At 39.6% G+C, this 14322-nt stretch carries 12 protein-coding genes; 11 read left to right on the forward strand and 1 reads right to left on the reverse strand.

The features are described 5' to 3' along the window. Window positions 1-160 precede the first annotated feature (160 nt). The 10 genes from LI164_RS13805 to LI164_RS13850 all read left to right on the forward strand — a co-directional run bounded on the left by LI164_RS13805 (window position 161) and on the right by LI164_RS13850 (window position 12069). On the forward strand, window positions 161-1336 hold the full coding sequence (locus tag LI164_RS13805; protein ID WP_227087280.1) for a glycosyltransferase family 4 protein: 1176 nt from the start codon (window positions 161-163) through the stop codon (window positions 1334-1336). After that, window positions 1326-1925 carry a TVP38/TMEM64 family protein gene (locus LI164_RS13810; RefSeq protein WP_118236708.1) on the forward strand — a complete coding sequence of 200 codons (600 nt, stop codon included), beginning with the start codon at window positions 1326-1328 and terminating at the stop codon, window positions 1923-1925. Before LI164_RS13805 ends, LI164_RS13810 begins: the two co-directional genes overlap by 11 nt. A gap of 65 nt (window positions 1926-1990) precedes the next feature. Beyond that, on the forward strand, window positions 1991-3052 hold the full coding sequence (locus LI164_RS13815; protein WP_005334208.1) for a glycosyltransferase: 1062 nt from the start codon (window positions 1991-1993) through the stop codon (window positions 3050-3052). A gap of 21 nt (window positions 3053-3073) precedes the next feature. Then, window positions 3074-3436, forward strand: coding sequence for a hypothetical protein (locus tag LI164_RS13820; protein WP_005334207.1), 363 nt, complete (start codon window positions 3074-3076; stop codon window positions 3434-3436). Window positions 3437-3759: 323 nt separating this feature from the next. Next, on the forward strand, window positions 3760-4374 hold the full coding sequence (locus LI164_RS13825; RefSeq protein WP_005334205.1) for a metallophosphoesterase: 615 nt from the start codon (window positions 3760-3762) through the stop codon (window positions 4372-4374). Between the two features lie 166 nt (window positions 4375-4540). Then, window positions 4541-4936 carry a GntR family transcriptional regulator gene (locus LI164_RS13830; protein WP_005334203.1) on the forward strand — a complete coding sequence of 132 codons (396 nt, stop codon included), beginning with the start codon at window positions 4541-4543 and terminating at the stop codon, window positions 4934-4936. Then, a complete protein-coding gene (locus tag LI164_RS13835) occupies window positions 4933-6360 on the forward strand; it encodes a PH domain-containing protein (protein WP_227087281.1) in 1428 nt (475 codons plus the stop codon). Before LI164_RS13830 ends, LI164_RS13835 begins: the two co-directional genes overlap by 4 nt. Before the next feature lie 210 nt (window positions 6361-6570). After that, window positions 6571-7866 carry a phosphopyruvate hydratase gene (eno, locus tag LI164_RS13840; RefSeq protein WP_227087282.1) on the forward strand — a complete coding sequence of 432 codons (1296 nt, stop codon included), beginning with the start codon at window positions 6571-6573 and terminating at the stop codon, window positions 7864-7866. A gap of 240 nt (window positions 7867-8106) precedes the next feature. After that, window positions 8107-8298, forward strand: coding sequence for a DUF6472 family protein (locus LI164_RS13845; protein WP_005334199.1), 192 nt, complete (start codon window positions 8107-8109; stop codon window positions 8296-8298). 159 nt (window positions 8299-8457) lie between these two features. After that, on the forward strand, window positions 8458-12069 hold the full coding sequence (locus LI164_RS13850) for an ABC transporter ATP-binding protein/permease (RefSeq protein WP_227087283.1): 3612 nt from the start codon (window positions 8458-8460) through the stop codon (window positions 12067-12069). A gap of 57 nt (window positions 12070-12126) precedes the next feature. On the opposite strand, the gene LI164_RS13855 is transcribed toward LI164_RS13850, so the two are convergent. Next, the gene (locus LI164_RS13855; RefSeq protein WP_227087284.1) at window positions 12127-12459 is read right to left on the reverse strand and encodes a helix-turn-helix domain-containing protein; all 333 of its coding nucleotides are present in this window, start codon (window positions 12457-12459) and stop codon (window positions 12127-12129) included. A gap of 185 nt (window positions 12460-12644) precedes the next feature. On the opposite strand from LI164_RS13855, the gene LI164_RS13860 reads away from it, so the two are divergent. Further along, a partial coding sequence (locus tag LI164_RS13860) for an InlB B-repeat-containing protein (protein WP_227087285.1) occupies window positions 12645-14322 on the forward strand: 1678 nt, incomplete at its 3' end.

Consider the following 14322-nt stretch of genomic DNA (forward strand, 5'->3'; position numbering starts at 1 on the left):
GAAATTGCATTTCCTATTATACAAAAAAGCGTCATGCAGAAATCGTACTTGTAGTAAGAAAATATTGCGGGAATCTTTAAGAAATATTTAGAATTGACTGCGTTTATTTTAAGAACCGAATGATAAGCTTGTTACTGTAAGGAAGAGGAGGTAATGAACAATGAAAATACTGATTACAACAGACTGGTACAGACCTGTGATAAATGGAGTTGTGACTTCCGTGTTAAATTTGACAGAGCAATTGGAAAAACGTGGCCATGAAGTAAAGGTTCTGACACTTTCCAGGAATTGTCATTCATATAAAGAGGAAAATGTGATCTATGCAGGATCGGTAGGTATGGGAAAGATATATCCACAGGCAAGGGTGAAGATTCCGGTTGTGGCGAGAGAATATATGGAAGAGTTGCTTGCATGGAAGCCGGATCTGATTCATTCCCAGTGTGAATTCTCGACATTTTTTCTGGCAAAAAGAATTGCAGGAGAATTAGATATTCCAATCATTCACACATACCATACTGTATACGAGGATTACACACATTATTTCTCACCACAGAAAGCATGGGGCAGGAGCCTGGTACAGATGATGACAAGAAAATTGTCAGATCAGGTCGATGCTATGATTGCGCCAAGTGGAAAGATAGAGCGGATTCTGGAAAGTTACAGGGTAAGCTGTCCGGTCAATGTTGTACCGTCTGGAATTGATACAGAAAAATATAGAAGACGAATTGACGACGGAAGCAGAGAGGCGCTTCGGGAACGATATGGCATAAAGGAAGATGAGATTGTTTTCGTTTATGTTGGAAGAATGGCAAAAGAAAAGAACATTGAAGAGTTGCTTTGGTATCAAAAAAGTGTACAAAAAAATATAAAACTTGTCTTAGTAGGAGACGGGCCATATAGAACTACACTGGAAGAAAAGGCAAAAGAGTATCAAGTAACAGATAGTGTAATCTTTACAGGAATGGTGTCGCCAGATGAAGTCGCCAGATATTATCAGATTGGAGATCTTTTCGTCAGTGCATCAACAAGTGAAACACAGGGTATGACATATGATGAGGCGCTGGCTGGTGGAGTACCGCTTTTATGTAGAAAAGATGACTGCCTGAAAGAGGTAGTTACGGAAGGAAAGAATGGCTGGCAGTATGAAAATGAGTCTATGTACCTTGAGTGTATACAGAAATGGAAGGAGTTCAGTGAAGATGAAAAGAGGAGAATGCGCAATACAGCAGTTCGGACAGCAGATCAGTTTTCCAAAGAGAGCTTTGCGAAGCGGGTGGAGAGGGTTTACCTGGCAGCGCTGGAAGAAAGAAAAAGACGGAATGTCTATGCAGCTTAATGATAGAAATCAAATGGCGAAAATATGGAATCTGGTCTCACTTGCCGGGTTATTGATTTGTGTAGCACTTGCATTTTGGGCATATAAAAATGGCATTCTGGATTCTGTGGATACATTACAGGCATTTATCGCTAAGTTCGGATATGGAGGAATGGCAATTTTTGTACTGATTCAGATTGTCCAGGTAGTCATTCCGATTCTTCCTGGAGGAATCAGCTGCCTGGGAGGAGTGATTTTCTTCGGGCCATGGCTTGGATTCGTATATAATTATATAGGAATCTGTATTGGTTCACTGGCAGCATTTGGAATATCCAGAATGATGGGACGTCCGGTTTTACATAAGATGTTCTCGGAAAAATTGATTCAGAAATATGATTCCTGGACAGAAAAAGACAGCCGGTTCTTAAAATTATTTACACTGGCAATCTTTTTTCCGGTAGCACCAGATGACTTCTTATGCTATCTGGCAGGAACGACGAAGATGACATGGAAGCAGTTCTCGCTTGTCATTCTGCTTGGAAAACCATGTTCCATTGCACTTTACAGTCTGGGACTTACAACAGCATTTCGGATGATATTCTCAGTCTAATGTGTTATCGGTAGAAGGTAAAATGTTACACCTTGAACAAAGATTAAGAATGGGGAGATGAAATTATGAAGACATATATATACGAAGGCGGTCTTGGTATCGTCGCAAAAAGTGGTGTGGGCAGTGCAATCAAACACCAGAAGAATATGTTGAAGCAGGCAGATATTGAAGAAGCAAAAAGCTGGAAAGAGGCGGATATTGTACACATTAATACGGTATTTCCAGATTCCGTGCTGGCAGCCTGTCTGGCAAAAATGCAAGGTAAGAAAGTCGTCTATTATGGACATTCAACGATGGAGGACTTCCGGAACTCTTTTATCGGTTCCAACCGTTTCGCACCTCTTTTTAAGAAATGGATCTGTTTCTGCTACGGTCTTGGAGATATTGTCATTACACCGACAGAGTATTCCAAAGGTCTTTTGAAAAGCTATGGAATCCAAAAGAAAATCTATGCTGTTTCCAATGGAGTAGATACGGAATTTTTCCAATCCAGAAATAAAGAGAAAGAAAAGCAGGAGCTTCATGAGAAATATAAAATTCCAATGAATCGTAAAGTGGTTGTATCAGCAGGGCATCTGATTCAGAGAAAAGGTATTCTGGATTTCCTAAAGCTGGCAAAGATGATGCCGGAAACAACCTTTATCTGGTTTGGAGGCGGAAATGACAGCCTGGTGACACAAGAAGTAAAAGAAGCAGTAAAAAAGAAAAGTGAAAATGTAATCTTTGCCGGATATGTGGAAGCAGAAGAACTTCGGAACGCCTACTGCGGAGCCGACGCATTTGCATTCTTCAGCTATGAAGAGACGGAAGGAATAGTAGTGCTGGAGGCACTTGCCTGTGAAGTGCCGGTAGTCCTGCGGGATATTCCTGTATATAAAGAATGGATTCAAGATCAAATGCAGGCATATAAAGTACATAATCTGGAAGAATATAAGCATAATTTGATGCATATTTTCAAGGAAGATCAAGAAGAATTAAAGGGAAATGCAAGAGAACTTGCAGAACAAAGAAGCATTCGAAGTGCTGGTGAAAGATTAAAAGTTGTCTATCGACTGTCTGGGGTGAATGTGCTACAATCAACTTATAAGGGTCTTCTGCATAGAAGTGTGTGGAAGCAGGAAGCATAATCAGGAAAGGAAGTATTTGTTATGTCAAAAGAAACTTTAGAGTATGTTGTAGCAAAAGCAAAAGAGCTGATTGCAGCACCGAGCTGTAGTGCAGAGGCAAAAGAAGCAGCCCAGGCGTGGATTGCAGCAGTGGGAACGGACAAGCAGGCAGAAGAGACAAAGAAATTCATCGCTGAGATGGAAGAAGATATTATTCCAATTGATGGACTGATCGCATTTGCAGAGTCCGATGCAGGAGCAAAAGTATTTGGCGGAGCGGAAAAAGCCAAAGGTGTAGCAGAGCACGGAAGAGAGATCAAGGCAGCAGGAGCAAAGTACTGTGACTGCCCGGCATGCGCAGCAGTAGAAGCAATTCTCAGTAAGAAAGAGGAACTGATGGGATAGAGAATTATGTAAAATATAAAGGTCTTCTATGATAAAATGAATCATAGGAGGCCTTTTATTATGGCAAACAGAAAAAACAACTTTACAAATCGAAACCAATGACTGAGGGAAAGAGAAATTATTTTTCCCTGGGAATGGATTAAAAAGAGTCTTATGGGCCAAAATCAGACAAAATTTGTCTAAAAAATTTTATAATCCAGATATACAAACAGTGATAAAGATTCAAAAGAAGAGCATTATGAAAATGACGAGGACATTCAAAGTTCTGTAAAGATGAAAAGAAATAAAAAAACTATAAAAGAAATTAGAAAGTGAGAAAAGAAATGATTTGGTTTACATCAGATATGCATCTCGGACATGAGAAGGCATTGGACTTCACATGCCGGCCATGGAATCAGATTGATGAAATGAATGAAGGAATTATTGCAAATATTAATGAAAAGGTGAAAGAAAATGACGAGTTATATATACTTGGGGATTATTCTTTTAAGATTACAGCTTTAGAGGCAGCAGCACTCAGAAAGAAAATCTATTGTAAAAAAGTTCATCTTGTGCCAGGAAATCATGACAAGGACTGGAATAACAAACTCGTACAAGGAACTTTTATTGTTGAGCAGCCAATCACAGTATTGAAAATCGATGGAAGAAAGTATGTCCTTTCACATTTTCCAATGGCAGACTGGCAGTCTATGTCACATGAGTCAATTCATTTACATGGTCATATTCATAGTGAGGGGAGTCTTTATAATGAGATGAATCGTATGCAGGGATTATATCGTTATGATGTCGGAGTCGATGCAAATGGATATTCACCAGTCAGTATGGAAGAAATTTTGGCATGGTTTGACGGAGTGGAATGTCGGGGCAGAGTCAAGTGGAAGGACTGGGTAGATGAGACCGGAGATAAGAGAGTGCGGAGAAAGCTTGCGGGACTGTAAAGAGTTGTGAAAGACTGATATTTCTTTCTGAAGCACAATCTTTTTGTATTGCAAGAAATAATACAAAAAGATTGTATTATTTGTATTATGTGATATAATACAAATAATAGCGAAGATATAAAATCCTTGTTGCAAGATAAGATAATAGATTCAGAAGGAGACAATCATGATTATTAAGATTAATACAAAATCAGAGACACCGATTTACCTGCAGCTACGTAATGAGGTTGTGAAGGGAATCGGAAAAGGTGAGTTTGAGATTGGTGAATCATTGCCAACTGTCCGTCAGATGGCTATGGAACTTGGGGTAAATACAATGACCGTCAGTAAAGCATATCAGTTATTAAAGACAGAAGGTTTTATCGAGACTGACCGGAGAAAGGGAACTGTTGTCTGTAATTTACGGGATTCTAGAAGAAGTTCAGATGGAGAATTTCAGGAGAAGCTTGCAGATGAACTGGAGCTTCTGAGCGCAGAGGCAACGATTCGAGGCATGGATCAAAATGATTTTATGGATTTATGCCGTAAGGCATTTCAGGGAATGGAGGTTGCATTTTCATGATTTTAGCAATCATATTCTTAATAACAGATCTTTTTATGGTGGGAATTGCCTATGCAGTGTATGGAAGAACAGCAGTAGAAGGTTACAGTGATGGAATGGTTCTTGGAGTACATATACGACGTGAGAAGCAGGAAGATCCAGTACTTGTAGAATTTATGAAAAATTATAAAAAAGATGTACGGAAGGTTTATTTGGGACTTGGTATATCCGGAGTTGTTATTTGTGGATTGTGTTTCTGGTATACATCAATATTTATGTGTGTGTGGTGTGTATGGTTTCTGTGTTATATTGTGGGCGCAGTCGGTGTCATGTTCAGGAATCACAGGAAACTTTATGATTTGAAAATTCAATATAGATGGGGAACGTCGGGAGAAGATACAGAAGAAAGCACGGCAATGACAGGGGTCGATACTAAGACTATGATGCATAGTGAGAGAATGAGTCTGCCATTATGGTATCATATTGTCTTGATTCTAATACTGGCAGTTCCATTTGCTTTTAAAGGCTTTCGAATTTATCTTGGAACGTTTTCCGAGAATTCACAGGGCTGGATTTTATTTTTGACCTCTGTAATTGTCGGCATTGTATTTTTGTGGATTGCATGGATATTCAAAAGAGGAGCGAATCGGATTTACAGTGAGAATTCGGAGCTGAATTTCAGAATTAATTATCTGGAAAAGAAGAGCTGGAGTATCTGCTTTCTTGTGGCAAATATTTGTAATGCGATTGCATGGCTCTATCTTGCATATAGAATGACAAAAGAAGAAAGGATTTATAATCTGGATATTATTATATATGCCACAGTGCTGTGTGTACCTGCAATAATTGCTATAACAACTGCTATGTGGATTAAGAAACAAAAAAATGTACTACAATGTGAAGATGAAACGCCAATGTATATGGATGATGATTACTATTGGAGAAATGGCTGGTATGATAATCCGGGTGATCCAAGATTATTTGTGCAGGACAGATTCAACAGTATGAATTATACAACAAACGTTGGAAAGCCGGCAGGAAGGTATATGTTCGGTGGCATTTGTATTGTAGTTGTAGTACTTTTGTTCTGGATGTGTATTGTCTTTTTAAGAATGGATTTTACACCGATTCGTCTTGTGGCAGACGGAGCGGAAGTCAGAATTACTTCCGGATATACGAATATAACTATGAAGAAAAAAGAGATTCGGAGTGTAAAATTATTAGAGAACGGACTGCCGGAGGATCATTACAACCGGACAAATGGATTTTCAGATGAGAAACAGCTGCTGGGGAAATTTGAAGGAAAGAAGACTGGAAAATGCCGGATGTATGTGTGGCTGGACCAGGAAAATGTGATTGAAATTAAGGCGACAGATTATACAGTGTTTATAAATAGTAAAGATGAAGATGAGATGAATGCATGGTATCAAGAATTGCTGAAGTGAATATAGAAATTCAGATAGTATATAAATGAGAAAAATAGTATGTAAATGAGAAAAAAAGTTCTTGCAATTTAATCGTAGTTAGCATATGCTAATTATGGTTAGATACATCTAATCATTGTGTGAATAAATCATTTGAACTCCCAGATACCGGAAGTGGATCCAGCTTCCGGCGGAGTTCTGTAAAATGAAACGATGAAAGGGGATACGAACATGGACTACTTGGAAATTGAAAAAGTCATCGGAAGAGAAATACTGGATTCCAGAGGAAATCCGACAGTAGAAGCTGAGGTACATCTGGTAGATGGAACGATTGCCAGAGGCACAGCACCGAGTGGAGCTTCCACAGGAGAATTTGAGGCATTGGAACTTCGAGACGCTGATCCGAACCGTTATGGCGGAAAGGGTGTTCAGAAAGCAGTTGAAAATATAAATACAGTCATTAATGATACAATTACAGGTATGGATGCATCCGATATCTATGCGATTGATGGTGCTATGATCAAAGCAGATGGAACAAAAGGAAAGATAAACCTTGGTGCAAATGCAATTCTTGCTGTATCCATTGCCTGCTGCCGTGCAGCATCTATTTCCTTAGATGTTCCGCTTTATAGATTTTTGGGTGGTATTTCAGGAAATCGTCTTCCGGTACCGATGATGAATATCATCAACGGAGGCTGCCATGCATTGTCTTCTGGACTTGACGTACAGGAGTTCATGATTATGCCAGTCGGGGCACCGAGTTTTAAAGAGTGTCTGCGCTGGTGTGCAGAAGTGTTCCACGCACTTGCATCAATCTTAAAAGAAAGAGGACTTGCGACATCTGTCGGTGATGAAGGAGGATTTGCTCCTGCATTGAAATCTGATGAGGAAGCGATTGAGACGATTCTGGAAGCAGTGAAGAAAGCCGGCTATGAGCCTGGACGTGATTTCAGAATTGCCATGGATGCAGCTTCTTCTGAGTGGAAGACAGGAACAGTCGGAGAGTACAAGCTCCCAAAAGCAGGAACTGTTTATACGTCAGAGCAGTTAATTGAGCACTGGAAGAAACTGGTTGAGAAATATCCAATCATTTCCATCGAAGATGCATTGGACGAGGAAGACTGGGAAGGCTGGAAGAAACTGACAGCCGAACTTGGAGATAAAGTTCAGCTGGTTGGTGACGATTTATTTGTTACAAATACAGAGAGACTGGAAAAAGGAATCAAGATGGGATGCGCAAACTCCATTCTGATCAAGCTGAATCAGATTGGTTCTGTATCCGAGACACTGGAGGCTATTAAGATGGCACACAAAGCCGGATACACGGCAATTGCTTCACATCGTTCTGGCGAGACTGCGGATACTACAATCGCTGACCTGGCAGTTGCGCTTAACACATGCCAGATTAAAACAGGAGCACCGTCAAGATCTGAGCGTGTCGCAAAATACAATCAGCTTCTTCGCATTGAAGAGCAGCTTGGAGATGCAGCTGTATATCCTGGAATCGGAGCATTTAACGTAAAGTAGGAAAATGTAAGAAGATGAAGAACGTTAAGAGCACTTTCCATAAAAATGTTCTTTTCCTAAAATAACAGAATGCGAAACCTATAAAAAGACGTCTGGAACTTGTAGAAGAAATTCATACTTGTTTCAGGCGTTTTTTACTGTCAATAAAAAAGTTCCTGTGATGCTCTTTTTGTGCTATGATAAGTAAGAACGTTTGTAAAAAAAGAGAAAATACAGAATTATATGGAAGGAAAAGAAAAAATGGCAAAGACTACTCAGAGAGGCAGTTGCGAGACTTGTACTTATTATACATATGATGAAGAATATGAAAGCTATATGTGTGATGTCAATATGGACGAGGACGAATATATGCGTCTGATCTCTGACCAGCACTATCAATGTCCATATTATAGAAATGGTGATGACTATCGCATTGTAAGACACCAGATGTAATCATTTGAAAATCTTATAAAATTGTATGGAATATACATTTAAAGTGCATATCTAAAACTTTTATTAAAAACATTTCTCAGTGTGAAAAAGTATACAAATTTACGCTATAATTAGATGAACTAAAAATTACAGTCAAAATATAACTATAGGAGAATTTGAATGCTTCAAATACAACACATCAAAAAAGAGTACCGGACTGGAAGTCTGGTACAGAAGGCTCTAGACGATGTGAGTCTGAATCTGAGAGATAATGAATTCGTAGCAATCTTAGGTCCCAGTGGTTCCGGTAAAACTACGCTTCTGAATATTATCGGAGGACTGGACCGCTATGATAGCGGAGATCTTATTATCAATGGCATTTCCACAAAAAAATATAAGGACAGAGATTGGGATTCGTACCGTAATCATACGATTGGTTTTGTATTCCAAAGTTACAATCTGATCCCGCATCAGACGGTGCTTGCGAATGTTGAGCTGGCATTGACAATTTCGGGAGTCGGGAAGGAAGAACGAAGAAAGCGTGCAGTGGATGCACTGGAGAAGGTGGGTCTTGGGCAGCAGCTTCATAAGAAGCCGAACCAGATGTCGGGAGGCCAGATGCAGAGAGTCGCAATTGCAAGAGCGCTGGTCAATGATCCGGAGATCCTGCTTGCAGATGAGCCGACCGGGGCACTGGACAGTGACACCAGTGTGCAGGTCATGGATCTTCTTAGAGAGGTAGCGAAAGACCGTCTGGTCGTTATGGTCACACATAACCCGGAACTGGCAGAGCAGTATGCGACCAGGATCGTCAATCTGAAAGATGGAAAGATTCGTTCGGACACCGATGAATATATTGTAGAAGAGGAAAATCTGGCACCGCCGGAGCATAAGAATATGGGGAAATCTTCCATGTCTCTTCTGACGGCACTGTCACTGAGTTTTAATAACTTAAGGACAAAGAAAGCAAGAACACTTCTGACTTCTTTTGCGGGATCTATTGGAATTATCGGAATTGCATTGATTCTGGCTCTTTCAAATGGAGTCAATGCTTATATCCGGTCCATTGAGGAAGAGACATTGTCTGAATATCCACTGCAGATACAAAGTACCGGATTTGATCTCACTTCCATGATGGTGGGTATGAATGGGGATTCCGGAAGCAGTGATGATAAGAAAAGTGGAAAAGATAAAGACAAGGTAAAGGTCATGCAGGTGGTCACCAATATGTTTTCAAAGATGGATTCCAATGACCTTGGTGCTTTAAAAAAATATCTGGACAGTGGTGAATCTAAGATTCATGACTATACAAAAGCAATAGAATATTCTTACAATGTGATGCCGCAGTTGTTCCGACAGGACGGTGACAATATTCGTCAGGTCAATCCGGATCAGTCATTTTCCTCATTGGGACTTGGTGCATCTGCAGGTTCGAATAGTCTGATGTCCTCCATGATGAGTACTAATGTGTTCTTTGAGATGCCGGAAAATACGGATCTCTATGAAGAACAGTATGATGTAAAAGCCGGAAGATGGCCGAAAAAATATAATGAATGCGTTCTTGTACTGACGCCGGATGGTTCTATGAGCGACTTCTTATTATATACATTGGGACTCAGAGACCAGGTTGAACTCGATAATATGATTAAGCAGTTCATCAACGAAGAGACGATAAAAACGCCTGAAAACATTGGAACTTATACTTATGATGATATTTTGGGAAAGACATTTAAACTGGTAAATGCTTCAGATTATTATGAATATGACGATCAATATCAGGTGTGGAAAGACAAAACTGACAATGCGGATTACATGAAAAAACTGGTCGAAGACGGTGAGAATGTAAAAATTGTGGGAATCGTACAGTCAGCTGAAGATGCGAAGGCTTCATCTCTGACACCGGGAATTAACTATACCGCAGACCTTGTAAATCATGTGGCAGAACAGGCAAAAGACAGCGAGATTGTAAAACAGCAGCTTGCGAACCCGAATGTAAATGTATTTACCGGGGAAGAATTTGGCAATACAGATGGGAACAATGGATTTGACATGAATTCTCTGTTCAGTATAGATGAGGATGTTCTGAAAAATGCATTTGGTTTTGACAGCAGCGCCATGAACAATCTTGGAAGTTCCATGGATCTGTCGGGACTTGATCTTTCCAAGGCATTTCAGATGGACGGAAATTCTATGGATTTGTCCGGTATGGTGAATCTGGATCAGGTAGAAATCAACATGGACAATATGCCGCAGATGAATCTGGGAGATATTCTTACGAATCTGGATGTACAGGTCAATACAGATGGCATGCAGAAAATGCTGTCAAGTCTTTCGGAAGGGTATCAGGAATATGTAAAGAGTCATCCGGAAGCAGATTATTCCAATCTTGGAAATCAGATTGCAGAATATCTGACTTCCGATCAGGCAAAGGGCATTATTCAGAAATATTTGAAAGATATTCTGAAAAATAACGGAGAAGTTACGATTACACCAGAGCAGATTAAGGAACTGTTGACCAGTGTGATGAGTGATTTTCAAAGCTGGCTTACAGAACAGGGTGCAAATCCGGGCGCAGAGGAATTTGGAACATACTTCCAGCAGTATCTACAGACCGGGCGTGCCAATGCAATTGTAAATAAATGGGCTAATGAAATATTTGGAGATATAGATTTCAACATTTCCAGTGACACACTGCAAGCTATGGCAAAGGAACTGGCAGAAGGTTATACTGCATATGCAAAGGAAAAGAATTATGCAGATCCGACAAAGATGGCAGAGAATTTCGTAAATTATATAAAGACGGATGATGGAAAGAGACGCCTGAATCAGGGACTTTCAGAGGCAATCAATATGGATAGTCTCCAAAAGCAGATCAGTACGGCCGTGAATAGCTATATGGGTCAGTCCATGGGTGCATATACCGGTGCCATTTCTCAGGCAATCAGTACACAGATGACATCTGCTATGAGTCAGGTGACCACGCAGCTTGCCGGTGGACTTGAAACGGTTATGACATCTGCCATGAATCAGATAGGAGAAAATCTGCAACATGCACTTGGAGGTGCTATGGATTTTGATGCGGATGCATTTGCAAATGCATTCCAGTTCAATATGACGGAAGATGATCTGACGGAACTTATGATGTCCATGTCTGGGACACAGAGCGCTTCCTATGATAATAATCTGCAGCAGCTCGGATATGCAGATTTCAGTCATCCGAGTTCCATTTCCATTTATCCAAAAGACTTTGATAACAAAGAAAAAGTGGTAGAGGTTCTGGATCATTATAATCAGCAAATGGAAGACGAGGGAAAAGAAGAACAGGTGATTTCTTATACAGATATAGTAGGAACAATGATGTCATCCGTGACCACTATTATCAATACGATCAGTTATGTATTAATTGCATTTGTGGCAATTTCCCTGATCGTATCATCGATTATGATTGGAGTTATTACCTATATTAGTGTACTGGAGCGAAAGAAAGAGATTGGTATTTTAAGAGCTATCGGAGCATCCAAAGGAAATATCTCGCAGGTATTTAATGCGGAGACATTTATTATTGGACTTTGCGCCGGACTCATCGGTATCGGATTGACACTTCTGATATTGATTCCGGGAAATATGCTGATCCATGCGCTTGCAGGCAATAATCAAGTCAGCGCAATCCTTCCGGCTGCACCGGCGATTGTTTTGATTCTCTTAAGTGTCGTACTTACATTACTTGGCGGATTGATTCCTTCCAGGAAGGCTGCCAAGAGCGATCCGGTGACCGCACTTCGAACAGAATAGAAAAGAAAAAAACAGTCTATACAATCTGAAAAGAGCGTATGGACTGTTTTTTTATCTTTATTTTTTTGTAAGGTATTTTGTTAAAGTCCGTAGTAGTAATAATGTTTCTTCTTGATGTTGAAAGTCAAGTTTGCTAAACGTAGAAAGAAGAGAAATTTCTTTTTTCGAAAGTAAAAGAGAAGGAGCAGAAGTGCTAATTTCTAAGACTTCATCTGCCGAAAGTCCATACAAATTAATCAGTGTTGCAAATGTTTGAAGATCTGGTTCAGCAACATTATTTTCATAACCGGAAAGGGATTTTTTATTGATACCGGTTAGTTCCATCACTTGTTTCTGAGTGAATTCTTTGTTTTCTCGTGCATTTTTTAAGACAGCGCCAATATCCTTCATATGCCTAAAAACTCCTTTTTATCATTATATTAAGGTAAAGGAATTCTTAAACCCTAAAAAGTCTTAAAAATAACGACAAAAATATTGACATCTTAGAATATAAGACATATAATGGGAATGCTAGGATAGGCATGCAATGGGATAAGGCAGAAATTAAATAAACGAAAGTGAGGAAAAAAACAAGTATGAAGAACAAAGTTCTTAAACAAATGCTTGCGTTTTCTCTGTCTGTTGCTCTTGTAGGGGGGAATTCAGTAGCAACTTTTGCTGCTGAGCCAACTAACGGAACAGAGTCAAGTGCAAATACGCAAGCAGAAACAGATGCAACCGCTGAAAAAGTTGCGGTAGTTAATTTCAACATTGAAAACGGTAAATTTGATAATGGCACAAACTATGCACAGTATAAGTTGAGTGCAGGAGATACGCAGGATTTACCGAAAGTTACTGTAGATGACGGATATGAGTTCTTAGGTTGGAAAGTATCAGGAAAAAGTGACACAACTTGGAAAGCAAGTAAAAAAAGTTTTACTTTCGAAGATGCAAATGCAAACTTTTACCCAGCTACAGCGACAGAAGGCTATACTACAGTTACAGCAGAAGTAAGGAAGGTAGAGAAGAAAAAAACAGCTCATATCACATTTAATGTTGATCCGGAAAAGGGTAAATTTACAAATCCAGCGAACGCTGAGTATGTAAAATTTGATGATGATGAGTATTCAGAGACACAGTATAATGTTCCTAAAGTAGAAGGAATCAATGGATATACATTTACTGGCTGGAAATTATCCGGAGCAACAGATGGTAACTGGGATGCAGATGCAAAGACATTTGGAATTACAGGACTTGCTTATTATGCCAAAGGAAGTAATGACGGATATGCTACATTGGAAGCTCAGTTTAAGAAAGAAGCTAAGAAAGCTGATGCTGTTTTACGTGTTCATTATGTATATGAGAACGGTACACCATTAGATGGATCACAGTATATTGTTTCATTAACAAAGAATGGAACAGTAGGTGAAAAAGCTACATTTGCTGCAACATCATTTACAGCTCCAGAAGGCTATGAATTAGTTGGTGATGTAACTGACGTGGAAGTAGCATATGGTAAAGACAAAGATGTCAATGTAAAAGTAAAAGCTATCAAAGAAGAAAAAGAAGCAAGAGACGTAATTGTAAACTTCAATGTCGCTCCAGAAGAGGGACAGTTTACAGATCCGGCAGGGGCAAAGGTTGTTACATATACAATTAAAGAAGATTCAGCAGATCAGTTCCTTGTACCTACAGTAGAGGCTAAAGAAGGTTACGAGTTTACAGGTTGGTTAGTAAACGGAAAAGAAGAAGGTTTCTGGAGTGCAGATGCAAAGACATTTGGAATTACAGGACTTGCTCATTTCCCAGAAGGATCTGACACAGGATATATTGTTGTAACAGCTCAGTTCAAAAAAGCTGAAGTAGCTAAGAGAAGCGTAACAATTAATGTTGCAATCGATCCTGAAAAAGGCGAATTTGTAGGAAGAGATGATAAGTATGCTACAATCACTTATACAGATCTTGATGAGTTTGCTGAGGCACCAATTCTTTTACCAGAAGTAAAGGCTAATGATGGATACAGACTTGCAGGATGGACAGTAGAAGGAAAAGAGTCAATCAAACTTGATGCAAATGCAACAACTTTAGGATTTGCAGGCCTTGCTCACTTTAATGACGGAGAAAATGTTGGATACATTTCTGTAGAGCCAGTTTTCGAAGAAGTGAAAGAAGAAAAAGCAGCAGTAGTTAATGCAAATGTAGTTGTAGATCCTGAAAAAGGTGAGTTTGAAGGATATGACGGAGCAACAAAGCTTGAGAACAATAATCTTCAGG

Source organism: Dorea sp. 210702-DFI.3.125 (genome assembly GCF_020560945.1).
Taxonomy (GTDB): Bacteria; Bacillota; Clostridia; order Lachnospirales; family Lachnospiraceae; genus Dorea; species Dorea formicigenerans.

What these genes read in the sequence shown, in the direction of transcription:
- LI164_RS13805 (WP_227087280.1), top strand. Translation starts at nt 161, where the DNA reads ATGAAAATACTGATTACAACAGACTGGTACAGACCTGTGATAAATGGA.
- LI164_RS13810 (WP_118236708.1), top strand. Translation starts at nt 1,326, where the DNA reads ATGCAGCTTAATGATAGAAATCAAATGGCGAAAATATGGAATCTGGTC.
- LI164_RS13815 (WP_005334208.1), top strand. Translation starts at nt 1,991, where the DNA reads ATGAAGACATATATATACGAAGGCGGTCTTGGTATCGTCGCAAAAAGT.
- LI164_RS13820 (WP_005334207.1), top strand. Translation starts at nt 3,074, where the DNA reads ATGTCAAAAGAAACTTTAGAGTATGTTGTAGCAAAAGCAAAAGAGCTG.
- LI164_RS13825 (WP_005334205.1), top strand. Translation starts at nt 3,760, where the DNA reads ATGATTTGGTTTACATCAGATATGCATCTCGGACATGAGAAGGCATTG.
- LI164_RS13830 (WP_005334203.1), top strand. Translation starts at nt 4,541, where the DNA reads ATGATTATTAAGATTAATACAAAATCAGAGACACCGATTTACCTGCAG.
- LI164_RS13835 (WP_227087281.1), top strand. Translation starts at nt 4,933, where the DNA reads ATGATTTTAGCAATCATATTCTTAATAACAGATCTTTTTATGGTGGGA.
- eno (WP_227087282.1), top strand. Translation starts at nt 6,571, where the DNA reads ATGGACTACTTGGAAATTGAAAAAGTCATCGGAAGAGAAATACTGGAT.
- LI164_RS13845 (WP_005334199.1), top strand. Translation starts at nt 8,107, where the DNA reads ATGGCAAAGACTACTCAGAGAGGCAGTTGCGAGACTTGTACTTATTAT.
- LI164_RS13850 (WP_227087283.1), top strand. Translation starts at nt 8,458, where the DNA reads ATGCTTCAAATACAACACATCAAAAAAGAGTACCGGACTGGAAGTCTG.
- LI164_RS13855 (WP_227087284.1), bottom strand. Translation starts at nt 12,459, where the DNA reads ATGAAGGATATTGGCGCTGTCTTAAAAAATGCACGAGAAAACAAAGAA.